Origin of the sequence: Sphingomicrobium sediminis (genome assembly GCF_023805295.1) — a bacterium.
GTDB classification, from domain to species: domain Bacteria; phylum Pseudomonadota; class Alphaproteobacteria; order Sphingomonadales; family Sphingomonadaceae; genus Sphingomicrobium; species Sphingomicrobium sediminis.
Genome location: NZ_JAMSHT010000001.1, coordinates 1 through 23,971, shown reverse-complemented (window position 1 = coordinate 23,971; position 23,971 = coordinate 1). Strand labels below are relative to the sequence as shown.

Genomic DNA, 23,971 nt, shown 5'->3' with positions numbered 1-23,971 from the left:
CTCTCTTTATGGTGCCCAGTGAATGTCGATCGGGAATTCGCTCTCGGCCAGCACGCGGACGATCGGCAGCTTGGACGAATGGCCGTCTTCCAGCCCCTGTTCGAGGATGTCGCGCTTTTCCTGGCCGGTGATGGTCACGATGATGGTGCGCGCCTGAAGGATGCCGGCGCGGGTCAGCGTCACGCGGTCGACCGGTGCCTCGGGCGGCATCGGGTCGGGATGGACGCCCATGGCAAGGTTCGCCTTGGGCGCATCCATCGCCGCATCGAGATCGGGACCCGGGAAGAGCGAGGCCGTATGCCCGTCCGTGCCCATGCCCAGCCAGACCAGGTCGGGCGGCCATTTGAGGTCCTTGAGCCGCGCATTGGCGGCGTGGCCGGCCATGACATAATCGTCGTTCTCGGTCGCGATCGGATAGATGCGCGCACCGGTCGAGATCATCGCCTGCGCGATGGCGCGGATGTTGGAAAGCTCGTTGTCGACGGGGACCAGCCGGTCGTCGCCCGGGATGATCGTGACCCGCTTCCACGGCAACTGCTTCTGCGCCAGCTTCTCGAAAATAGGCTGGGGCGTACCGCCGCCCGGAAAGGCGAGCAGGCTTTCGCCGCGCGCGTCGATGGCGGATTCGATGATGAAGCCGATATCGCCCGCGACGGCCGCAGCCATCTCTTCGCGATCATCATAATCCCACCACTCGGCCTCAATCATTCCATTCCCTTCCGTCGCTCTTGATGAAGTCGGTGGAGGCCTTAGGCCCCCAACTTCCCGACGTATAGGGGTCGGGGGTCATCTTGGCGGTCAGCCAGCTGGCGCGAAGCCGGTCGATATAGGCCCATTGCGCCTCGACCTCATCGCGCCGCACGAACAAGGTCGGATCGCCCTCGATCAGGTCGAGCATCAACCGTTCATAGGCGATGCGGCGTCGATAGTCGGAAAAAGCCCCTTCCATCGTCACGTCGAGCGGGACTTCGCGCAGGCTCATGCCACCACGGTCGAGACCTGGCGTCTTGGTCATGAGCTTGAGGCGAATATTCTCGGTCGGCTGGATCGAGATAATGAGCTCGTTGGGATCCATGCGCGCATCGACATTCGAGAAGATCGAATGGGGCACGCATTTGAACTGGATGTAGATCTCGGTCTTTCGCGTCTCGAGCTTCTTGCCGTGGCGCAGGTAGAAGGGCACCCCGCCCCAGCGCCAATTGTCGACATGGGCCTTCAGCGCGATGAAGGTCTCGGTGTCGCTTTCCTTGCCAAGCTCGCCCGCATATTCGTCATACTGGCCGAGGATGACGTCCTTTTGCACTGCGTCGGGCATGATCGGGCGGAGGGCCTTCAGCACCTTCACCTTTTCGGCGCGCACGGCCTCGGGCGCATAGTCGGCGGGCGGCTCCATCGCGACCAACGCCAGCATCTGGAGCATGTGGTTTTGGAGCATGTCGCGCGAAGCGCCGCTATCGTCATAATAGCCCGCACGCCCTTCCAGACCGACCGTTTCCGACACGCTGATCTGGACATGGTCGATATGTCCGGCATTCCAGACCGGCTCGAGGATCGAGTTGGCAAAGCGCAGCGCCAAGAGGTTCTGGACGGTTTCCTTGCCGAGATAATGGTCGATGCGGAAGGTCCGCTCTTCGGGGAAGGCGGCCGCCACGGCATCGTTGATCTCGCAGCTCGTCGGCAGGTCCGAACCGATCGGCTTTTCGAGCGCGAGGCGCACCGTTTCGCCGGCAAGGCCGACGCGCTTCAAATTCTGGATCACCGTCGTGAACAGGCTCGGCGCGGTCGACAAGAAGATGCTGACGCCCTTCTCGATCGGGATCGCCTCGGCCAGCTTGTCGTAGCCTTCGGGCGTGGTCGCATCGACCGGGATATAGGACAGGCGCGCTGCGAATTTGCGCGCGGTGATCTCGTTATAAAAATCCTTGGGCAAGCGTTCGCGGAGCGCCTCGATGGCATTTTCGCGAAATTCCTCGTCGGAAAGCTTACTGCGCGCCGTCCCGACGATGCGCACATCTTCGGGCAACAGCTTGTCGGCGAACAGGCCGTAGAGCGAGGGCAGCAGCATGCGCCGCGACAGATCGCCGGTCGCCCCGAACAGCAAGAGTGTCGAAGATCGCATCACTGCCCCTCATTCAGTGCCGCCAGCATTTCGCTATGCGGTCGATAATTCATCGCGCATGCCGACAGGAAATTTGTGAGCGCTCCCATATCGGCTGCCGGCACCTCTACAGGAGGTTCCTTCAATCGCGCAACATCGGGAAAATTGCCATAGCCCGCGAGCAGGCAATGCCAGCTGGCTGCATTGTAATAGGTGGCGATCCCCTGTCGTGCGACTTCCTGCGCCAGGTCCTGGCCCGTGAACCAAGCTGTCATCACCTGCTTCAAACTGTCCGACAGGCGGTCATGTTCCGCAGTTTCCTGCCAATATTGCGTGTCGCGGCGCGGCGCCGTGCGATAGTGGGCGACGATATAGTCGCGAATGCCCTCGTAGCGCGCACCGAGGTCGCTGTTGAATTGTTCGCGGGTGGCGGGATCGAGCCCGCCGCGATCGACCGCAGCAATGAACCCTTCGACGGTGGCCAGCACGATGTGCAGCGCGGTCGCTTCCAGGGGTTCGAGGAAGCCCTGGCTCAATCCCACCGCGAGGCAATTGCCTTTCCAGCTTTCTTCCAGGCGCCCGCAACGCATCTTGAGATGCCGCGCCTCGACATCGTCGCCGAGACCCAAGGCACCGCGAAGCTCGGCTTCGGCATCTTGGGGATCGATGTAGCGCGATGAGAAAACATAGCCGTTGCCGGTGCGGTGCGTGAGCGGGATGGACCAGCGCCAGCCCGCCTTCATCGCGATCGCGCGCGTCGCGCATTCTGGGCCGCCCTCGGCAACGTCGGTCGGCATCACCACCGCGCTATCGTTGAAAAGATTGTCGCCGAAGCCGAGATGCTTTGCACCTAGCGCCTGCTCGATGATCATCGCGCGAAAGCCCGACGCGTCGAAGAAGAAGTCGGCCTCGTACCGCTCGCCATCCTTGGCGACCAAAGCAGCGACGTCCCCGTCCTCGCTGACCTCGACGTCGGCAATTTCATTGTCGATCCACTCGACCCCGCGCTCTGTGGCGATGTCCTTGAGGAATGACCCCACTTCATGCGCGTCGAAATGGTAGCCATAGCTGACCTCGAACGGGAAATTGGCCGACGCTTGGGGCCCCTTCTTCTGGTCGGCGAGCAGGCCGGGCAGCAGGAAACGGTCCGGATGCGCGTCGACCGCAAGGCCACCGCGGCGAAGCTGCGTCTGGTGGAAAAACTCGCCGGCCGTGTGCACGTCCAGTTCGCTCGGGAACGGGTGGAAATAGTGGTCGAAACCGGGTTTTCCCGACCAATCTTCGAAGCGGATCCCGACCTTGTAGGTGGCATGCGCGCGCGGCATCCATTCGGCCTCGGTCACCCCGATCGCATCGAAGAATGCCTTCATCTGCGGGGTTGAGCCCTCCCCCACCCCGATGATCCCGATCTTGGAGCTTTCGATCAGGCGGACCTTACAAGCCGGCCACTGCTTCTGGACGAGACAGGCGGCCATCCAGCCTGCCGTCCCGCCGCCCAAAATCGTGATCGAACCGGGGTGCATGCCCGGTGACTAGCGCAGGAGCGGCTCGATGCGAACCGCGAAACCGCCGCCCGGCGCCATGCGCAGCACTATCTCGCGATCCCCGGGGTTCAACCGCATGGTCCAGCGATCCATCGAGAATCGCGTCTCGCCCTCATAATGCGCGTCCGCGCCGTCGACCCAGCCATGCGCGATATAGGTCATTTCGGGATCGAGAAAGCCGAGCGAGACCGTGACGGTTCGCTCATCCTCGTCGGTGCCGCCTGCGACATACCAGTCTGCCGAATTGCGGTCCTTGCGCGCCATCACGACATAGTCGCCGACCTCGCCTTCGAGCACGTGGCTCTCGTCCCAGTCCACCGCGACCGTGCGGATGAATTCGAACGCATCTTCATGCTCCGCATAATGTTCGGGCAGATCCGCGACCATCTGGATGGGCGAATAGACGAGGATGTACTCGGCAAGGTTGCGCGCCTGCGTCATCTGCAACGGCTGGCCGCGTCCCTCGAGGCTGACGATGCCCGGCGTATAGTCCATCGGGCCCGACAGCATACGCGTGAAGACCATCGTCGGCACATGATCGGGGCCGTTGGGCGGATCGCCCCAGGCATTGAACTCCATGCCCCGCGCCCCCTCGCGGCTGACCCAGTTGGGATAGGTCCGGCGAAGACCCGTATCCTTGACCGGCTCGTGCGGGTTCATGACGATTTGCCGCTTGGCTGCTTCTTCGACGACCCTGAGGTGGTGGCGCTGCATCACCTGGCTCTCAGTGCATTCGCGCGTCTCGCGGCCATCCTCGTGGAAGTAGCGAAGGTTGCAGGCATCGGTGACATAGCCCGACTTGATCGCCTTGACGCCGCGCGCCGCCATCAGGTCGAAACCATCCTCCAGCTGGCTTTCATAATTGCCGACATCGCCCGACGTTTCATGGTGCCCAACGATCGGCACGCCTTTCTCGGCGGCGTAGCGCGCGATTTCCTCAAAGTCGTAATCGTCATAGGCCTCGGTGAAGCTGAACAGCGACCCGTTGAAGAACCAGTTGCCGTCCCAGCCGATATTCCACCCCTCGACCAGCACGCCGTCGAACCCGTTCTCGGCGGCAAAGTCGATGTAGCGTTTCGTGTTTTCAGTGGTCGCGCCATGCGGGGCGGTGGTGAAGCTGCCGTCCGATGCGGAGCCCAGATTGGCGCCCCAGCTTTCCTCGTTGAGGTGCAGGCTCCACCAGATGCCGACATATTTGTGCGGCGTGAACCAGTCGCCAATGTCGGCGATTCTGTTGGGATCGTTCAAGTTCAGGTCGATGTCGCTCTCGTAAAGCCCGCCGGCATCGCGGCTGATGCGCAGTGTGCGCCACGGCGTCGCGAAGGGCAGGTCGCGCACGGCGCGGGCGGCAGTGCTGCCGGTCGGCGCGAGCGTGGCGCGGAAGTTTGTGCCCGTCGTGCGCTTCACCCACATGCCCGCATAGTCGACCAGCTGGGCCTCGTGGATCGCGACATGGGTGCCATTCTCCATCCGCACCGTAAACGGCGTATGGACAAAGGAAACGGCGGAAATCGGGGTTTCCTGATAGAGATATTCGTAGCGATTCCACTCGCCCGCCGGGATCCACCAGGCCGTGCCATCCTCGGCAAAATTGAATTCGGTCAGCTCGTCGGCGACGCGCAGCGTCTCGCCCAGGCTGGTATCGTCGAACTCGTAGCGGAACCCGACCCCGTCATCGAAGACGCGGAAGGTGACGGCGAACTTGCGCGCATCATCGCTTTCCTCGGTGAAGCGGACGGTAAGCTCGTTATGGTGGTCGCGCACGAAGCGACGCTCGCCCCAGGGCTGCTCCCAGGTCTCGTCATGGCTGGCCCGCTCGCTGCCAGTAATCGCCAAACGCCGCTCGAGCTTGTCCTGATCGGTCAGCAGCAAGCCCAGAGCGCTCTGGCTCAGCACCGGCGCACCATCCATCTCGACGCGATAATTGGGGCGCCCCTCGCCATTGACGTCGACCGTGACCACGATGCTGCCATCGGGCGACGAGACGCTCTCCTGGGCAAGCGCGGGGGTGGCCAACAGCATGCTGGCGGCAAGGATCGTGAAGCGCATAATTCCTACTCCGGGAGGCTGGCAATGATGGCGGCGAACGGGCCCAATCGGTCGGCTCCGACTTCACCGCATTCGAGCACGGGGGTCGCACCCTCGGGCAGGGAGAAGGCGGCCTCCCCCTCACCAGTATTGAAGGCGCAGAGCAGCTTCTCGCCGTGCGCGCTGCGGGTGAAGCAGATGATGCTGTCCTGAGCATGGCATTCGCTCATCTCGCCATGGCGAATGGCGGGATGGTCCTTGCGCAGCGCAATCACCTTCTTGGTCCATTCGAGCAGCGAGCCGCGCTTGCCCTCCTGCTGGTCGACCGCCATGGCAGGATGGTCGGGACCGATCGGAAGCCAGGGCTCGACGCCCGAAAAGCCGGCCTGCGTCGCATCTTTTTCCCACGGAATGGGCGTGCGCACGCCGTCGCGCGACAGCGTCTTCGGCCAATTGGCGATCGCCTCGGGGTCCTGCAGTCGCTCGTAGGGGATATCGACCTGCGTCAGGCCGAGCTCCTCGCCCTGGTAGATGATGATATTGCCGCGCAGCGCGCTGAACAGCATCAGCTTCATGCGGTTGAATGCTTCGGCATGTTCGGGCGTGGTCCAGCGCGACACAGCGCGCGGCGCATCATGATTTTCGAACGCCCAGGTCGGCCAGCCTTCGCCATCCGAACCCGGCCAGCGCCCGAGTGCATCGCACACGACCTGGGGCGTCAATTGTTGCGCGTAAAGGAAGTCGAAGCCATAGACGCTGTTCAGCTTTTCCTCGCCCTCGGTCAGCTTGTGCTGGAATTCGTGCGTGTCCTCGCCGCCGATTTCGGCGACCGAGAATATGGCGCCATATTCGTCCATCAGTTCGCGCAGGCGATGCACGAAGCGGAAGGTGCCCGGCCCCGCCTGGTTGTAGATATTGTCCTGGAAGTCGTGGCTGCGCGCCTTGAACTTGTCGGGGTTCTTGGCCGGCGGATTGTCGGTAAGCGCGGCATCGTGGAACATGTGCGTCACCGCATCGATGCGAAAGCCGTCGACGCCCCGCTCCAGCCAGAAACGCGCCACCGCGATGATCTCGTCGCGCACCGCCTCGCTATGCAGGTTGAGGTCGGGCTGCTGTTTCAGGAAATTGTGGAAATAATATTGGCCGCGGCGGCTGTCCCACGTCCAGGCCGGACCACCAAAGATGCTCTGCCAATTATTGGGCGGCGTGCCATCGGGCTTGGGATCGGCCCAGACATACCAGTCGGCCTTCGGATTGTTCCGGCTTTGGCGGCTTTCCTCGAACCAGCGATGCTGGTCCGAGCTGTGCGACCAGACCTGGTCGATGATGACCTTGATACCAAGGCCATGCGCTTTCTCGACCAGCGCGTCGAAATCCTCGAGTGTCCCGAAGATCGGATCGACATTGCGGAATTCAGCCACGTCATAGCCGAAATCGAGCATGGGCGAGGTGAAAAATGGGCTGATCCAGATCGCGTCCGCGCCCAGTCGCGCGACATGGTCGAGCCGCTGCGTGATACCGGGAAGGTCGCCGATCCCGTCATCGTTGGAATCCGCGAAGCTGCGCGGATAGATCTGGTAGATTACCGCGCCCTTCCACCAGGGCTGGCCGTCATCGACGCCCTCGCGCGGCGCGCTCTCGTTTCGCTTGATGAGGTCGGTCAGGCTCATTGTGCCTCGCAAATCGCATAATCGAAGGGTGCCAGTTCGTAAGCCAGGCTGCCGGGCGCAGTGACATTGGTCGCACAATTGCCGGAAAGCGCGCGAAACTCCGTGCTCGCGACATCGACCAGCACATTGCCGCGAATGGCCTCACCCGACGTGTTGAATAGAAGCAGGATCTCCGTCCCGCTGACCGGATCGATGCGCGAAGCGGCAAACAGGCCCGGCTCGGTCCCGTATCCGCGCGTCACCTGCCGGCCCTTGCTTAGAGCGGCATTGGCTTTTCGGATCGCGGCAAGGTTGCGGAGCTCGACATAAAGCGGGTGCTGCTGGTCAAAATTGGCCTCGGCGGTCGTTGCGTCGGTGCCCATCAGGTCATTGTCATTGTACACCTCGACCCGGCTCGGAAATAACGTTTCCCGGGCCAGCTGGTCATTGCCGTCCGACACGAACCCCTGCTCGTCGCCGGAATAAATGACCGGCGAACCGCGCAACGTCATCAGCATAGCATGGGCCAGCCGCGTGCGCGCCAGCAATTCGTCGTTTGAAATGTCCGGATTGGCGGCCTTCACCATCCCAGAGAAGCGGCCGAGATCGTGATTACCGAGGAATGTCGGCAACGTAATCGCCGTGTCGTAGCCGCCCTCATACAGGACATCGTCCTCGAAAAGACGTGCCCACACATCCGTGCCCTCGCCCTTGCCGATCGTCTCCAGCGCGGCCGCGGCAAAGGCGAAATCGAGCAGGGCCGGGAAATCCGCCATATGCGTATAGCGTGCGAGATACCCGGCATCGGGCTTCTCTACGAAGACCTCGCCAAATACATGGAAATTAGGGATGCCGGCTGCTTCGGCACGCGCCTCCATGGCGGGCAGGAATTGCTGCCAGAATTCATTGTTCACATGCCGCGCCGTATCGATACGGAAACCATCGACGCGATAATCCTCTATCCAGTCGCCGAAAATCTCGATCATGCCGTCGACGACGCGCGGATGCTCGGTGAATAAGTCGTCGAGCCCGACGAAATCGCCATAGAGCGAATTCTCGCCCTCGAACGTCGTGTCGCCCCGATTGTGATAGTAAATGGGGTCGTTGAGCCAGCCCGGCACCTTGATGCCCTGCTCGGCCTCCGGGATCATCACATCATAAGCGTAATTGGGGTCGGTCAGCTTGTCGAAATTCTCGGCCGTGCGAACAGTGTCGCCGAGAAAGCCCTCGTTTATCCGCGGACCGTTTGCATCGCCGCGGGTCGAATAGGGATAATCGGCGAGGCTGCGATAGCTATAGTCGCCGCCATTGCTGTACTTGATGACGTCGGCCGTGTGGTTGGTGATGATGTCCATGTAGACCTTCATCCCGCGCGCATGCGCTGCCTCGACGAAGGCCTTGAATTCCTCATTGGTCCCGAAATGCGGGTCGATCGAGGTGAAGTCCGTCACCCAATATCCGTGATACCCCGCGCTTTCGAGGCCCGGGGGGCCCTGCACCGGCTTGTTCTTGAAAATAGGCGCGAACCAGATGGCGGTTATCCCCATCTCCTCGAGATAATCGAGCCGTTCCGTCAGGCCCTTGAGATCGCCGCCGTTGTAAAAACCTTTGTGGGTGGGGTCGAAGCCATGATCGAGCGGACCACCGCTGAGCCCCCCGGTATCATTCGACGGATCGCCATTTTCGAACCGGTCGGGCAGGACGAAATAGACGACTTCTTCCTGCGGCAGTCGGTCGAGATAAGTGGCGGTCGCCGCGGGGGCGGCACGCGATGCGGTCTCGGGCGCAGGCGCGGCATGGCAGGCCGTCGCGGTGCCGAGCGAGAGCACCATCATCAATCGGTTGAACATTACGCAGCCTCCCTTCCGCCCAACGAGGCGATATATTCGTCATGGCCCGGCAACTTGGCCGCGCGCGCATCGAACGCGCCGGCAATCGTGTCGAGCAGTCCGTGCAGGTCGCGATGCGGGACCGCATCGACGGCGGGATGCCAGCTTTGCGGCATTACCCCCTGCCCCAGCAGCAATTGCTGCCAGCCTTCTTCGGTGAACAATTCCTCATGCTCGCGGTGGATCGCGCCGGTTTCCTCGAACAGCGCGATCTTTTCGGCGAGCGTATCGGGAATGGTCATGTCGCGGCAGGCGTCCCAGAAGGGGTCGCCCTCGCGCGCATTTAACTTGTAGTGACCGATCAGGAAGTCGCGGATCCGCGCCCATTCGAAATCGGTCAGCGCATTATATTGCCGACGCGACGCCTCCGCATCGCCGCGCCGCGACGGGAAGAAGTCGAGCAAGCGCTGGATGCCCGACTGGATGAGATGGATCGACGTCGATTCCAGCGGCTCCATGAAGCCGGCCGAAAGGCCGAGCGCGACGACATTGTGCGACCAGGCAGCCCCGCGGCGCCCCGTCTTGAACTTGATGGTACGCGGTTCGTCCAGCGCCTCGCCGTCGAGATTGTCGAGCAGCATTTGCGTCGCTTCGTCTTCGGATAGATGGTCGGACGAAAAGACATGTCCGTTACCGGTGCGGTGCTGCAGCGGGATGCGCCATTGCCAGCCGGCTTTGCGCGCGATCGACTGGGTATAGGGGCGGAAGGCCTCGCTGCGTGCGCAGGGCACGGCAACGGCCCGGTCGCAAGGCAGCCAGCGGGTCCAGTCCTCATACCCGACGCCCAGCGCGCGGCCGAGCAGCAGCGAGCGGAAGCCGGTGCAATCGATGAAGAGATCGCCCTCGATGCGGCGCCCTGCCTCAAGCTCGATCGCAGTGACATCGCCGCTTTCGCCGTTGCGGTCGACCGTCTTGATGGTGCCCTCGACACGCTCGACGCCCAGCCCCTCGGCAAAGCGCCGCAGGAAGGCGGCATAGAGCCCGGCATCGAAATGATAGGCATGAACGAGGCCCGGAATGGCGCCGCCACCGGCCTCCGGATGATATTTGCCGGCGCGGGCAGCGGTCTCGTTGAAGCTGAAGGCGCCGAAATCGCGCGGATAGCCCTCGGACTTGGCGCGGACATAAGCATGGCGGAACGGGGCGATCCCGAAGGCGCGTCCCGAAATGCCGAAAGCGTGCATGTAGGCCGTGCCGGGATCGTGCCAGCCGACAAATTCGATGCCGAGCTTGATCGAGCCCTTGGTTTCGCGAAGGAACTCGGCCTCGTCGAAGCCCAGGAAGCCGTTGAAATTGCGGATTTGCGGGATCGTGGCCTCGCCGACACCGACCGTGCCGATGGCGTCGGATTCGACGAGTGTCACGCGGGCGGCAGGTCCGATGAAGCGCTGCAATGCGGCTGCAGCCATCCATCCGGCCGTTCCACCGCCGGCGATCACGATCTGGATAGGCGCAGCGCCTGCCACCTAGAGCCGCCTCCCTCTTGAAGAAAATAGGCCGCGGGTACGGGCGTCAGGGGACACCCGGACCCGCGGCCTTCTATCGACTATTGGAACTTATAGGTGAAGCCGGCCAGGAAACGGCGCCCATAAATTTGATAGTCGACAACAGTGCGCGGGTCTTCCGACACGGCGATCGAGGCGAAGCGCTCGTCCGTCAGGTTCTGACCCTGAAGGTAGAGAGACAGGCCGCCCAATGCGCTGTTTTCGGGGAAATCATACCCGATCTGCGCATCGACGATCGTTTCGCCCAGCGCCAGGCGGCGCGTCGGCGAACCGCCGAAGCCCACGAAATCGCCAAGGAAGCTCGAACGATAGCGCGCGCTGGCGCGGGCGTTGAAGCCACCCTGCTCGAAGAAGACCGTGCCGTTGGCGACCCATTCCGAATAGCCGGGGATCGAACCGACATTGTCACCGTCGACGATCTCGGTCTTGGTGTAGCCGACACCGCCGGTGACACCAAAGCCCGACAGGACCGGGGTGAAGATGTCGAACGGAATGGTCGCCGCAATTTCGGCACCATAAAGTTCGCCGCCTTCGACATTGGTCGGGGCATCGAGGAAGCCGATCAGGCTCGGCGGCTGGATCGCATTTTCAGGCAGCGGGAAGCCGGTATAGTCGAACAGCTCACGACGACCCTGGATGAACTCCTGGATGTCCTTGTAGTAGAGCTGCAGCGCGACATAGCCGGCACCGTCACCGAAATATTGCTCGACGTTGAAGTCGATCGAGTTGGCTTCATACGGACGCAGGCGCGGATTACCGCCGCCGCCCGAAATGACCGGCGTACCACTCGACACGTCGATGCCGTAACCGATCGCGACGCGCATGTCGTCGAGACGCGGACGCTGCATTTCCTTGCGCACCGCAAGACGAATGATCGTGTCGCTCGGCATGCGGTAGGACAGGTTCATGCTCGGCAGGTAGTGCCAGTAATTGTCGCCTGCGGTGACCGGCGTCGGCACCCCGTTGGGGAAGGCCTGGCCGCTAGACGACTGGTCCGAATTGACGACCTGGATACCGATATTACCGGTAAGGTCGCCCGCACCGATCGTGCTGTCGATATTGGCCATCAGGTAGCCGGTGTAGATCGCCTCGTTGACCTTGAAGGCCTTCTGGAGGACGTCCTGCACATTGTTGGCTTCAAGGACGTAGACACCATCCTCGATGAGGCCACGCGGATCGTAGCTCAGGATCGGGCCGAGACCGAGATAGGTAAGGTCGGTCGAGCCTTCGATATAGCTGGACGGGATCGGGATCGCCGTTTCGCCATCAGGCAGGCGGACCAGAGATTCATCCGGCGTCAGCGTCTTCACGCGGTCGGTGATGTTCACACCCAACTGGACCGAACGGATGAAGCTGTTGTCGAACTCGCGCTCGAGTTCGGCGCGATACTGCTCCAAGTCGTCGACCACGATGCGGTTATTGTAATAACCGGCCTGCGGCACGGTGCCGCCACCCCAGCCGAGCGGGTCGGTGAGGAAGATCTGGTTCGGATCCGAATAGTCGAAATTGGGGCTGAAAACGGTGCCCGTCTCGCCCGACTGGAAGCCGATGTCTACCGAGGCGCCGTCGCCAGTATCGTCACCGTTGAAGCCGGTACCGGCATAGCTTTCGATCGACAGTTCGTTGCGCTCGGTGCGCGAGTGAGAGAGGTCGAGGAAGCCTTTCCAGCCCGTGCCCGGATCCCAGTCGACGTTGAAGCCGAAGCTGTAGAGATCGGCTTCGCGCTGGAAGACGTCGTTACGGATGACGCCGCGCACGTTGGTAAAGGTACCGCTGTCGGCAAAACCGTCCGAGACGTTGCCGATGGTCGTGCCGGTGCCGAACGCGCCAAAGCCGAGCGGAAGCTCGATGCCGCGCTTGGACTGGTCGTCGTCGAATTTCGTGTAGAAGCCGTCGAGGGTCAGCATCACGTCATTGTTGGCGCGCGCTTGCACCGTGCCCATGACGCCGAAGCGCTTGAGCTGGGTCGAGGTCACGAAGCTCTTCGAACCGCCGATGACACGCGGGCTGTCCGCCGTGCCGCCGCCGGCATAGCCCCAGGCGTTGAATTCTTGGTTTTGGTAGGGCTCGTCGACATAGGATGCCGCCAGCGCGACGCCGATCAGGTCGTCTGCAAACTGGTCGACATAGGTCGCGTTGGCGCGATAGCCGGTGTCGGTCGAACCCGCATTGAGCGAACCCAAATCGGCATAGGAAACACGGCCACCGACGGCGAGGACCTGCTCACCATAATCGAGCGGGCGGATCGTGCGGATGTCGATGGTACCGATAAGGCCTTGGCCGACGAGGTTGGCCGAGGGCGATTTGAAGACGACGACCTGGCTGACGATTTCCGAAGGATATTGGTCGAACTCGACGGCGCGGGTGTCGCCCGTCGTGGTCTGCTCGCGGCCATTCAGCGTGGTCTGCGAGAAGTCCGGGCCGATGCCGCGGATCGAGATGACGTTAGCGCGGCCGTTGAGGCGCTGCGAGGTGATACCCGGCAGGCGGGCGATCGATTCACCGATCGAGGCGTCGGGCAGCTTGCCGATATCTTCGGCGGTGACCGATTCGACGATCAGCTCTTCGTTGCGCTTAGTGTCGACAGCGCTTTCGAGCGCGGCGCGGAAGCCGCGAATGATAATGCCTTCGCCTTCATCATCCGGATCGTTCGGATTGGCAGTTGCCTGTTCGTCTTCGTCCTGGCCCGCATCCTGCGCGAAAGCCGGCGCGGCCGTGGCCATGCCGAGCGCAATGAAGCTGCTCGTCGCGACGAGACGCGTCGTAGTCCCCAATTTCTTCATGGATTTTGTCCCCTGAATTTCTCTCCTGCCCGCCCCGCGCTCTCGCGCATGACGGATCGATTACAAGGCTGTCGGGATGTCGGACAAAAGTCGCTATACATACGTATGCAGGGTGCTTAGCATAGGTATGCAAGGCCACATCGTGTCTTGGGTGCAACGGTTTTTGGGGCTTTTGAATGACCGGCCGACGACCGACCAGTTTCGATATCGCCGCTTTGGCCGGCGTGTCCCAACCTACTGTTTCGCGTGCGCTTTCGGGCAACAAGTCGGTTTCCGAGGAAACTCGCCGCAAGGTCGTCGAGGCGGCCGAGAAGCTCAATTACACCGTCGACAAATATGCCAGCGGACTGCGCAAGCGCACGTCGGACACACTGGCATTGCTCTTCTTCGAGGACCCGACGCCCGACGATACGCTGATCAATCCCTTCTACCTGTCGATGCTTGGCGGGATCGCCCGTGCCGCCTCGGCGCGGGGCTACGACCTCCTCATCTCGATCCAGCAGCTCTCCGAAGACTGGCACGTCGATTATGAGGACAGCCACAAGGCCGACGGCATCATGCTGCTCGGCTATGGCGACTATCTGGAAGCCCGCCCACGGCTCGAGCAACTCGTCCAGCAGGGCACGCATTTCGTGCGCTGGGGCGCTGCGGAAGCCGGGCAGATCGGCACCACTGTCGGTTCGGACAATGGCCAGGGCGGTTATCTGGTCGGCAAGCATCTGCTCGACCGTGGTCGCAGCAAGGTCGCCTTTCTCGGACTCAGTGATGAGACCGCCCCGGAATTTCTCGAACGCTATCTCGGCCTCTCGCGCGCGCTCGGAGAAGAAGGTCACGAGGTCGTTGCGGCCGAGGACGCCATCGCGACCGCCGAAAGCGGGCGCAATGCATGCGAGAGATTGCTTGACTCAGGCGTCGAGTTCGATGCCATCTTTTGCGCCGCCGACATCATCGCTATCGGCGCGATGAAGCTGCTTTCCGAACGCGGCCTCAAAATCCCGGACGATGTGTCCGTGGTCGGTTTCGACGACACGATCGCCGCGCGCATGAGCGAACCGGCCCTCACCAGCGTCGTGCAGGACACACGCCGCGCCGCCGAGACGTTGGTCGACACGCTGATCGCCAAGATCCAGGACGCGGCCCCTGAAAGTGTTCTGCTGCCAGTCGAACTCAAGGTGCGCGGCTCCTCCTGAGCCTTCATGTATAGGTATGCAGGCCGCCCGGACTGCGTTGTCATCCATTCGTCACGCTGTAAGCTTCCTCGTCAAAGGGGAGAGGTACATGAGTGACACGGCGCTTCTGACGGAGAAGCCGCGCCAGGACTGGCGTGGTCTCGTCAATATCAGTTTCGGTTTCTTCGGCATCCAGATCGGCTTCGCGCTGCAAAATGCGAATATGAGCCGCATCTTCCAGACATTGGGCTCCTCGCTCGACGACCTTCCGGCGCTCTGGGTCGCCGCGCCGCTGACCGGCCTCCTGGTGCAGCCGATCATCGGCTACATGTCCGACCGGACCTGGCTCGGGCGCTTCGGTCGCCGTCGGCCCTATTTTGTCGCCGGCGCGTTCCTCGCTGCCCTGTCGCTCCTTCTTATGCCATTGGCGCCCGTACTCCTCGCCGCAGCGGTGTTGCTCTGGGTGCTCGATGCCAGCCTGAACGTCTCGATGGAGCCGTTCCGCGCCTTTGTCGGGGACATGCTCAACAAGGACCAACATACGGCCGGCTATGCCGTACAAACCGCCTTCATCGGCGTCGGCGCGGTCGTCGGCTCGCTCTTCCCGACGCTGCTGGACGCCTGGGGCGTCAGCAATGTCGCGCCCGAGGGCAGCATTCCCGACACGGTTCGCTACAGCTTCTGGTTCGGCGGTGCGGCGCTCTTCCTCGCGGTGATGTGGACCGTCGTCTCGACCAAGGAATATGACCCCGAGCAGATGGCCGTGTTCAACCGCGAGCATGGAGATAGCGAAGCAACCGGCGCCACCATCCGCGCGCTCGCCTCCAAGAACCAGGCCACCGCCTTGGGGTGGATTGGTGCGGGAGCGCTCGTTGCGCTGCTCGTCATGAATTTCGGGTTCGAGAAGGAAGTCTACCTACTCGCCGCGCTGCTTGCCGCCTACGGCGTCGCCTCGATCATCGCCATCAATCTCGCCAAAAAGGGCGAGAAATCGAACATGCTGAGCCAGATCGTCGGCGACTTTTCCGGCATGCCCGACCTTATGAAAAAGCTCGCGCTTGCGCAGTTCTTCAGCTGGTCGGCGCTTTTCATCATGTGGATCTACACGACCCCCGTCGTCGCGCAGAAATTCTACAACACTACCGACAGTTCCAGCGCCGCCTTCCAGGATGCGGGCAATTTCGTCGGCAACCTCTTCGCCGTCTATAATGGCGTCGCAGCCGTTGCCGCGCTTGTCCTACTGCCTTGGCTCGCCAAGCGGATCGGCAAGGTGAAGACCCATATGGTCGGCCTGCTTTGCGGCGCCGCGGGCTATCTGTCCTTCCTCGTCTTCACCGACCGCGAGATGCTCTATCTGTCGGAGATCGGCGTCGGCATCGCCTGGGCCTCGATCCTCGCCATGCCTTACGCCATCCTCGCCAGCAGCCTGCCGCAGCGGAAACTCGGCATCTATATGGGTCTGTTCAACGTCTTCATCGTCGTGCCGCAGCTCATCGTCGCGACGTTGATGGGCACCGTGCTCAAGGAATTTTTCCCGACCGAGCCCATCTGGACAATGCTGTTCGCGGCGGGCGTGATGGCTGCGGCCGCGCTGTCCATGCTGCGGATCCGCGAACCGGCCTAGCGGCGCGCGCTGATCTGGTAGCCGTAGCGATAGGAAATTGGTTCGCCGACCGCATTGCGCGCCGGCTGCCATCGCACCTTGCGTTCGATCAGGCGGCATGCCTCGGCATCGAATTCGGGAATGCCGCTCGACCGGCCGACCGAGCAATTCGATGTCGATCCATCGACATTCACCGTCACGTTGTAGATCGCGACGGTCCCGTCTTCCCACTGCCGCCGCAATTCGCGCGGGAAGTCGGCCACTACGACCTGCGTTCGGGTGACGAGCTGGGGCTTGGTACCCCCACCGCCACCCAATCCGTCGCCGCCACGACCCGAACCGGTGCCTTCGCCGACGCCGCCTGACCCGGTACCGCCTTCATCGCGGTCGGAGGCACCCTGGTCGGTCGCATTACCGTCATTGGGGCGCGGCGCGGCGCGGGGCGGTTCGCGAACCGGCGGGACAGGGCTTTCGGTCGATTGCACTTCGGATGCCGTCTGCTCGACATTGCGCGCCGAGGCCTCGCCTTCTTCGCGCGGTGTGGCCTGGTCGGGATCGTCGATGTCCTCGATTGGCGGCGGCGGTTCGATCACGACATCGAACGTCTCGACCACCGACTCCGGTACTTCCTCGAACACCGGCCCCTTGGCGAGGATCAGCCCGGCGATGCCGACGCCGTGCAGCGCGACAATCACGCCGAGTACGCCAACCTTGCGCCACGGATTTCGCTCTTCCCGATACATGTGACTGCTAACGCGGGCCGTGCGACCTTCGTTCAACGCGGACCGGCAAAACCCATATCGTCGAGGAAACGCAGCGTCTCGATCATGTAGCGCGGCTCGACCGTATCATGCTTGAAATAGGTGGCCCCAGAGGGCAGCTCGACCATCTGGTCCCCGTGCTCGAGCCCATGACCCTGTCCCGTTACGACATAGATGCGGGCGCGGTCATTCCCCGCAGTCAGTGCCTTGAAGGCAGCGCGGTTGCTGGCCAGCGGGACGATGGGATCGACTTCGCCGAACATGGCGAGATAGGCAATGTCGCCGAGAGCCTCGGCATCCTCGGCAGGGTCGTAGCGATAACGCTGGAGGAAGATGCCCGGGCCATCGGCGGCCGTTTCGGGTAGGTCGTCGGGGGCGTAAAGGCTGTCCTTCCAGCCCTCCTCGTTCGCCTGCGCGTAAATGGCCGCCAATTCGGCGAACGCATCGTCCCCGCCGTTCGCAGCCAGCGTCACCGACCGGCGCACCAGCGTGGTGCGCTCCTCATCCAGGTCGGCCATCGCGGCAAATGTGTCCGCACTTTCATATTGCTGTTGCAGGATCGAGGTTGCGGGGCCGACCCAGGTTACGAGGAAGGAAGGCGCGGTTTCTTCACCTGCAAGGTCGCCAGCGACAGCTTGCGCCACCCAACCGCCTAGTGAGGTACCGACCAGACCGACCCGGTCGGGGTCGACCTGTTCCTGTTCGGCAAGAAAGGTGAAGGCTGCATTGCTTTCGATCGCCAATCCCTCGAACCGGGAAGTGGCGCAATCGCCCTCGCTTTTCCCTGCCCCGCCACGATCCATGGTCAAGACGACATAGCCTTGGCGCGCGAAGGCCTCGGCCGTACCTAGTGAGCGCGTGGTGCAGCCTCGCCCTTGAATAAGCAGCAGGGCGGGAAATACCCCCTCGCCCATCGGAGACACCAGACTGCCCCTAAGAGCGCGGCCATCAGCCTCCAACTCGATCTCCCGCGCCTCAGTCTGCCAGCGCCCGGGCGGCGCGACCTTTTTGAGATGAAGCCTGCGCTCATCCCCCACCGAGCCCACCATCTGCGCGAATTTGGGGTCGAGTTCGAGCACGGCGTCGTCGCCGTAAAAGTCTTCGATGATGACGCGCTCGTCGATCCGCACCGCATCCATGCTCGACTGGTAGGTCAGCCATTCGGGAAACCGCGTTTCGGCAACCAGCCCATCATCGCCGCGCGAAATCTCCATTTCGACGAGGAGTGGGGCACCGTCACGCATCAGCGCTCCCTGCCAATGACCGGTCAGCAAGTCTTCGTCCGCCTGAGCCAATGCCGGGGTTGCGATCGCGAGGGAGACGAGCAGGCCAAACAGCTTCACGAAACCGACAAGACCCATGCTCACTCTCCCGTACGACGACCAGGAGGGAGCAAAGCCTAGTTTTCGAGGCGCCGCAACAGCGCGTCCACGACCGCGTCGGCCGCTTCCTCGGCAGAAAGCTGCGTCGTGTCGATTTGCACGTCGGGTTCGAGCGGCGGCTCGTAGGGACTGTCGATGCCGGTGAAGTTCTTGATCTTGCCCGCGCGGGCCTTGGCGTAGAGCCCCTTCACGTCTCGCTGTTCGGCGACTTCGATCGGCGTATCGACGAAGATTTCGATGAAGGTCCCTTCATCACACATGTCGCGGACCATCTGCCGCTCGGCGCGGAAGGGCGAGATGAAGGCGGTGAGCACGATGAGGCCGGCATCGGTCATCAGCCTGGCGACCTCGCCGATGCGCCGGATATTTTCGATGCGGTCGGCATCCTCGAAGCCCAGATCCTTGTTGAGCCCATGACGCACATTGTCGCCGTCCAACAGGAAGGTGTGCCGCCCACGCGCAACGAGCTTTTTCTCGACAAGGTTCGCGACCGTCGACTTGCCCGCACCCGAAAGGCCGGTGAACCACAATACGGCAGGGCGCTGGCCCATCTGCAGCGCGCGCGTCTCGCGATCGATGTCGAGCGCCTGCGGATGGATATTTTGTGCCCGGCGCAGCGCGAAATTGATCATCCCCGCCCCGACCGTGGCATTGGTCATCTTGTCGATGAGGATGAACCCGCCAAGCGTCCGGTTGGCACTGCCGCCCGCTTCGTCGACATAGGGCTCGAACACGAGATCGCGGTCGGTGGTGATCTCCGACACGCCGATCGCATTGAGGTCGAGCGTCTTGGCCGCGAGCCGATCGAGCGTGTTGACGTCGACCTGATATTTCGGCGGCTGGATGGTCACCGACACGGTCTGCGTGCCGAGCTTGAGCAAGTAGGCGCGACCGGGCAGCAAGGCCTCGTCGGCCATCCACACAATAGTCGCCTCGAACTGGTCGGCAGCCTGCGGCGGATCGTCCGATGCCGCAATCACATCCCCGCGTGAGCAATCCACCTCGTCGGCGAAGGTCAGCGTAACCGACTGGCCCGCAACTGCCTCATCGAGATCGCCGCCCATGGTGACGATCCGCTCGACCGTCGTCGTCTTGCCCGACGGAATGACCCGCACCGGATCGCCTGCGCGTACGCAGCCCGCCGCAATCTGTCCCGAAAAACCGCGGAAGCTCTGGTCGGGACGATTGACCCACTGGACCGGCATCCGCATCGGCTTCTGCTGGTTCTCGACGCTCGCCACCGGCACGCTCTCGAGATGCGCGATCAGGCTCGGCCCGTCATACCAGGGCGCCCGCTCGCTGGCCGCGACGATATTGTCGCCTTCGAGGCCCGACACGGGAATGGCAGTCCACTCCTCGACGTCGAGCTTCTCGGCAAATTCGGCATAATCGGCGACGATCTTGTCGAAGACGGCCTGGTCGTAATTGACCAGATCCATCTTGTTGACCGCCAGCACGAAGCGGCGAATGCCGACGAGCGAGGCGAGATAGCTGTGCCGCCTCGTTTGCTGCAAAATTCCCTTGCGCGCGTCGACGAGCAGCACCGCAAGGTCCGCGGTCGAGGCACCCGTTACCATATTGCGCGTATATTGTTCGTGCCCCGGCGTGTCGGCGACGATGAACTTGCGCTTGTCGGTCGTGAAGAAACGATAGGCGACATCGATGGTGATGCCCTGCTCGCGTTCGGCCGAAAGCCCGTCGACCAGCAGCGCGAAGTCGATCTTCCCGCCTTGCGTGCCGACCTTCTTGGAGTCTGCCTCCAGGCTCGCCATCTGGTCTTCGAAAATCTGCTGGCTGTCGTAGAGCAAGCGCCCGATCAGGGTCGACTTGCCGTCATCCACGCTGCCGCAAGTGATAAAGCGCAGCATTTCCTTCTTCTGCTGCTGGTCGAGAAAGGCGCCAATATCGTCGATGATGAGTGCGCGTTCGCGCGAGCCGGGACGGGCCATCAGAAATAGCCCTCCTGCTTCTTCTCTTCCATTGAGGCCGACTGCCCCCTGTCGATGGCCCGGCCCTGTCGCTCGGATCCCGTCGCCAACAGCATTTCCTGGATGATGCCGTTCAAATCGTCGGCGTCGCTCAGGCTCGCACCGGTCAAGGGATAGCAGCCCAGCGTCCGGAAGCGGACCTTGCGCATCACCGGCTTCTCGCCCGCCTCGAGCCGGAACCGCTCGTCGTCCACGACAAGGATGAGACCGTCCCTTTCCACGGTCGGTCGCTCCTTGGCGAAGTAGAGCGGGACGATATCGATCTTCTCGGCCTGGATATATTGCCAGATGTCGAGCTCGGTCCAGTTGCTGAGCGGGAATACCCGGATGCTCTCCTTCTCCGCCTTGCGCGCATTGTAGAGGTTCCACAATTCGGGGCGCTGGTTCTTGGGATCCCAGCGATGCTTGGCATTACGGAATGAAAAGATGCGTTCCTTGGCACGCGCCTTTTCCTCGTCCCTTCTGCCGCCGCCAAAGGCCGCATCGAAACCATGTTCAGACAATGCTTTCTTGAGCGGTTCGGTCAGCATGGCCTGCGAATAGAGGGCCGATCCGGTATCGAACGGATTGACTCCGTCGCGCTCCGCAAGTTCGTTCTCGGCGACAATCAGCTCGAGGCCATATTCCGCAACCGTCCGGTCGCGATGCGCCAGCAAGTCGGCAAAGTCCCACCCTGACGCCACTTGCAGGACGGGAAAGGGCACGGGCCCGGGATAGAAAGCCTTGCGCGCCAGGTGCAACATGACCGCGCTGTCCTTGCCCACGGAATAGAGCAGGACCGGTCGCTGCGTCTCGGCAACGACCTCGCGGAAAATATGGATGCTCTCGGCCTCGAGCCGCTCGAGGTGGGTCAGCGAACGCATGGTCTCAATTCAATTCCAAGATGCCCGGCGCCGCACGTTTGCGTGACGCCGAGCATGATCCTGTCCCTCGCCTCAGCTTGCCGGTTTGGCGTTGATTGCGTCGACGAGCGGCTGCAGGCCATCGCCATAACGCTTCCAGCGCTTGACCGAGCTCTTGTAGATGGGCTTGCGAACCTGCGCGACCGAAGCGGTCTTCACCGGACGCTTGCTCTCGTAGAATTTGAGGCAGTTGGGATCCCAGTCGAGCCCGATAAAGTCGATGAGCTTCTTGGCCTCGGTATCGATATCGTCGACGACCTTCTCATACTGGCTGGTGTGGAGCACCCCCTTGGGCAACACCTTGTTCCAGTGATCCATGAGCTGCTGGTACTTGGCATAATAGCGGCCCAGCTCATTAAGATCGTAGCTGTGGGGCATGTCGTCCTTGAACAGCTTGGTGAAGCCCGACAGGCAGGTATCCACCGGATCGCGCTGCGTGTTGATGATCTTCGCATTCGGATAGAGCAGGTGGATGAGACCGACGAAGAAGAAATTGGTCAGCAGCTTGTCGGTGACGCGCTTGGCATCGCCCGACCCGGCCGTCATCAGCTTGAGATAGGTGTTGCCGAGGATCTCCATCTGCTTCGGCGTGATCTTCTCCATCATCATCGGGAATTTCGGCAGGCTGGGGAAACGATCCCGCAGGCGGCCGAGCGACTGCGAGAAGAATTTCACCTCGCCCGCGCCATAGACGTCCTTGTGGGTCGAGATGATCTGCTCGGTGAGCGTCGAGCCCGAGCGCGGCATGCCGACGATGAAGACCAGGCGATCATCGCTCAGCCCCTCGAACTTGCGGTTCTTGAAGACGTCGGCCGGGAAGGCCTCGCGGATCTGGTCGAAGAAGCCGTGCGTCTCTTCCTCGACATAATCGAGCTGCGCGCGCTTCATCTTGCCGCCGATGATATAATGTTCGAGCGCCTTTTCATGCTCGCCGCGATCCGCCAGCGCTTTTCCGTAGGCGAAGTGCAGCGGAAGCATGCCGGGGGCCTGCTTGTTCTTCGCATTTTTCATGATGTGGTCCATCTTCTGGAAAAGTTCGTCCTCTTCCTTGAAGTTCACCAGATCGTTGAGGTTGGCATAGGCCCCGACAAGGTTGGGGTTCTTGGCAAGCGCCCCCAAGATATGTTCGCGCGCTTCGTCGAGACGGCCGACCGACTTCAGCGCGATCCCGTAGAAGTTGCGTGCCTCGGGATGGTCGGCATTGATGCTCAGCGCCTTTTCCAGCACCTCGATCGCCTCGTCATAACGGTCGGTCTCGTGGAGCAGCTGGCCAAGCATGGTCAGCGCCTCGACATGTTCGGGCTCCTTGCCCACCACGAAGCGCAGCGCCTGTTCGGCGGCCTGGTGCGCGTTGCGACGCATCTGGATACGCGCGGTCAGCACCAGGGTCGGGACCGACTGCGGCGCGAACTTCAGCGTTTCCGAAAGGATACGCAGCGCGTCGACATCCTTGTTCTGCGCTGCATAAAGGCCGGCAAGATTGTTGCGCGCCTCGATGTATTGCGGCGACTGCTGGATCGCCTTGCGCATCGCATGCTCGGCTTCTTCCTGCTGGCCCTTGGCCTGCAGCAGCGTGCCGAGATTGTTGTAGGCTTCGGGGTAGATTTCCCGATAGGTCAGCGCGTCCTGATAAGCCTCGATCGCCTCGTCATTCTTGCCGAGGATGCGCAGCGCATTGCCCTTGTTGTTGAGCGCCTCGGCCATCTCCGGCCGGATCTCGAGCGCCTTGCCATAATGCTTCACCGCTTCCTTGAAGCGGCGCTGGTCGTAGGCGATGATTCCGAGATTGTTGTGGGCCTGCGCATTGTTGGCATCGAGCTCGATCGATTTTTCAAGCGCGGCCTTGGCCTCGTCCAGCTCGCCGCGCTGGCGCAATAGCTCGCCGAGATTGGCGTGGAAGGTCGCGGCCTTGGGCTGGATCTTGATTGCCTTGCGAACGCTCTCGAGACCCCCGTCCTGCTTGCCGGCGGCGTGGAGCGTGACGCCAAGAATATTATGGGCGTCGGCCATGCCGGGACGCGCGGCGAGGATCTGGCGACAGACGCGCTCCGCCTGGTCCAGCTTGCCCTGCGCATAGAGCGTGCCCGCCATCTCGACGGCCTTCAGCGGCGTGACATTGACCTTGCCCTGCTGCGCGCCGTCAATCGCCTGGCCGACATCCTCGACCGGTGCGGCCTCGGCCTGCTTTTTGGCGGCAGCCTGCTTGGCAGCGGCGGCCTTGGCGGCGGCGGCCTTCGAGCCGGGCGCTTTCTTGGACTTGGTCGTCGTCTTGTTCATGTTCCCACTTTCAACTCGAAATACATATTTCAGGCGGGGAATGGCCTTGCGCCTCCCCCGATGCGCATCCTGATACTAAAGGCGCTTTTCGCTTCTGTTGCAACCGACGCCATGCGCGAAAAAGGGCGTCGGACCAGATATTTCTTCGCGGCGGGACGTCCGTATCGCCAGCCACCCAACAAAAAAGGGGCCCAGCAATGCCAGGCCCCGATTTGCAGGGAAGTGAAGACGGGTCCGAGGACCCGTCCCCCTTGATCCCTTAGTTCCCGCCGAGCGGGAGGCGGATACGGAAGGTACCGGCGTGGTTTTCGCGCTGTCCGTTGAACAGGGCCTGGTAGCCGACGCGGACGTCGACCTTGCCGGCCTTGCCGCCGAGGCTCACGCCGACCAGCG

The 23,971-nt window shown here is 62.3% G+C and carries 15 protein-coding genes; 2 read left to right on the top strand and 13 right to left on the bottom strand.

Annotation, left to right across the window (positions count from 1 at the left end; genetic code table 11):
• Window positions 1-6: 6 nt before the first annotated feature.
• The 8 genes from pgl to NDO55_RS00040 form a co-directional block, all read right to left on the bottom strand.
• Window positions 7-708, bottom strand: coding sequence for a 6-phosphogluconolactonase (pgl, locus tag NDO55_RS00075; RefSeq protein ID WP_252111222.1), 702 nt, complete (start codon window positions 706-708; stop codon window positions 7-9).
• Window positions 701-2,119, bottom strand: a complete 1,419-nt coding sequence (gene zwf / locus NDO55_RS00070; RefSeq protein ID WP_252111220.1) for a glucose-6-phosphate dehydrogenase — start codon at window positions 2,117-2,119, stop codon at window positions 701-703. Before zwf ends, pgl begins: the two co-directional genes overlap by 8 nt.
• Window positions 2,119-3,621: a tryptophan halogenase family protein gene (locus tag NDO55_RS00065; RefSeq protein WP_252111219.1), complete on the bottom strand. Its 1,503-nt coding sequence runs from the start codon at window positions 3,619-3,621 to the stop codon at window positions 2,119-2,121. Before NDO55_RS00065 ends, zwf begins: the two co-directional genes overlap by 1 nt.
• A 9-nt stretch (window positions 3,622-3,630) precedes the next feature.
• Window positions 3,631-5,691: a glycoside hydrolase family 97 protein gene (locus tag NDO55_RS00060; protein WP_252111217.1), complete on the bottom strand. Its 2,061-nt coding sequence runs from the start codon at window positions 5,689-5,691 to the stop codon at window positions 3,631-3,633.
• A 5-nt stretch (window positions 5,692-5,696) separates the two neighbouring features.
• A complete protein-coding gene (locus NDO55_RS00055; RefSeq protein WP_252111215.1) occupies window positions 5,697-7,340 on the bottom strand; it encodes an alpha-amylase family glycosyl hydrolase in 1,644 nt (547 codons plus the stop codon).
• Window positions 7,337-9,151 (bottom strand): alpha-amylase family glycosyl hydrolase, encoded by a 1,815-nt coding sequence (locus NDO55_RS00050; RefSeq protein ID WP_425276893.1) that lies wholly within the window; start codon window positions 9,149-9,151, stop codon window positions 7,337-7,339. The genes NDO55_RS00055 and NDO55_RS00050 overlap by 4 nt, the downstream gene beginning before the upstream one ends.
• Before the next feature lie 17 nt (window positions 9,152-9,168).
• Window positions 9,169-10,674: a tryptophan halogenase family protein gene (locus NDO55_RS00045; protein ID WP_341869952.1), complete on the bottom strand. Its 1,506-nt coding sequence runs from the start codon at window positions 10,672-10,674 to the stop codon at window positions 9,169-9,171.
• Window positions 10,675-10,754: 80 nt separating this feature from the next.
• Window positions 10,755-13,496 (bottom strand): TonB-dependent receptor, encoded by a 2,742-nt coding sequence (locus NDO55_RS00040; protein WP_252111211.1) that lies wholly within the window; start codon window positions 13,494-13,496, stop codon window positions 10,755-10,757.
• A 176-nt stretch (window positions 13,497-13,672) separates the two neighbouring features.
• Between NDO55_RS00040 and NDO55_RS00035 the strand changes: the two genes are divergently transcribed.
• Together NDO55_RS00035 and NDO55_RS00030 are read left to right on the top strand one after the other, a co-directional pair.
• Window positions 13,673-14,686, top strand: a complete 1,014-nt coding sequence (locus NDO55_RS00035) for a LacI family DNA-binding transcriptional regulator (protein ID WP_252111209.1) — start codon at window positions 13,673-13,675, stop codon at window positions 14,684-14,686.
• An 88-nt stretch (window positions 14,687-14,774) separates the two neighbouring features.
• Window positions 14,775-16,289 carry an MFS transporter gene (locus NDO55_RS00030; protein ID WP_252111207.1) on the top strand — a complete coding sequence of 505 codons (1,515 nt, stop codon included), beginning with the start codon at window positions 14,775-14,777 and terminating at the stop codon, window positions 16,287-16,289.
• Here NDO55_RS00030 and NDO55_RS00025 read toward each other — a convergent pair.
• The 5 genes from NDO55_RS00025 to NDO55_RS00005 all read right to left on the bottom strand — a co-directional run bounded on the left by NDO55_RS00025 (window position 16,286) and on the right by NDO55_RS00005 (window position 23,578).
• Window positions 16,286-17,011, bottom strand: coding sequence for an energy transducer TonB (locus tag NDO55_RS00025; protein ID WP_252111205.1), 726 nt, complete (start codon window positions 17,009-17,011; stop codon window positions 16,286-16,288). The genes NDO55_RS00030 and NDO55_RS00025 overlap by 4 nt on opposite strands.
• A gap of 32 nt (window positions 17,012-17,043) precedes the next feature.
• Window positions 17,044-18,390 carry an alpha/beta hydrolase family protein gene (locus NDO55_RS00020; RefSeq protein WP_252111203.1) on the bottom strand — a complete coding sequence of 449 codons (1,347 nt, stop codon included), beginning with the start codon at window positions 18,388-18,390 and terminating at the stop codon, window positions 17,044-17,046.
• Window positions 18,391-18,428: 38 nt separating this feature from the next.
• Window positions 18,429-20,360, bottom strand: a complete 1,932-nt coding sequence (gene cysN, locus NDO55_RS00015) for a sulfate adenylyltransferase subunit CysN (protein ID WP_252111201.1) — start codon at window positions 20,358-20,360, stop codon at window positions 18,429-18,431.
• Window positions 20,360-21,262 (bottom strand): sulfate adenylyltransferase subunit CysD, encoded by a 903-nt coding sequence (gene cysD / locus NDO55_RS00010; RefSeq protein WP_252111199.1) that lies wholly within the window; start codon window positions 21,260-21,262, stop codon window positions 20,360-20,362. The genes cysN and cysD overlap by 1 nt, the downstream gene beginning before the upstream one ends.
• A 72-nt stretch (window positions 21,263-21,334) precedes the next feature.
• Window positions 21,335-23,578 (bottom strand): tetratricopeptide repeat-containing sulfotransferase family protein, encoded by a 2,244-nt coding sequence (locus NDO55_RS00005; RefSeq protein ID WP_252111197.1) that lies wholly within the window; start codon window positions 23,576-23,578, stop codon window positions 21,335-21,337.
• Window positions 23,579-23,971: the final 393 nt, after the last annotated feature.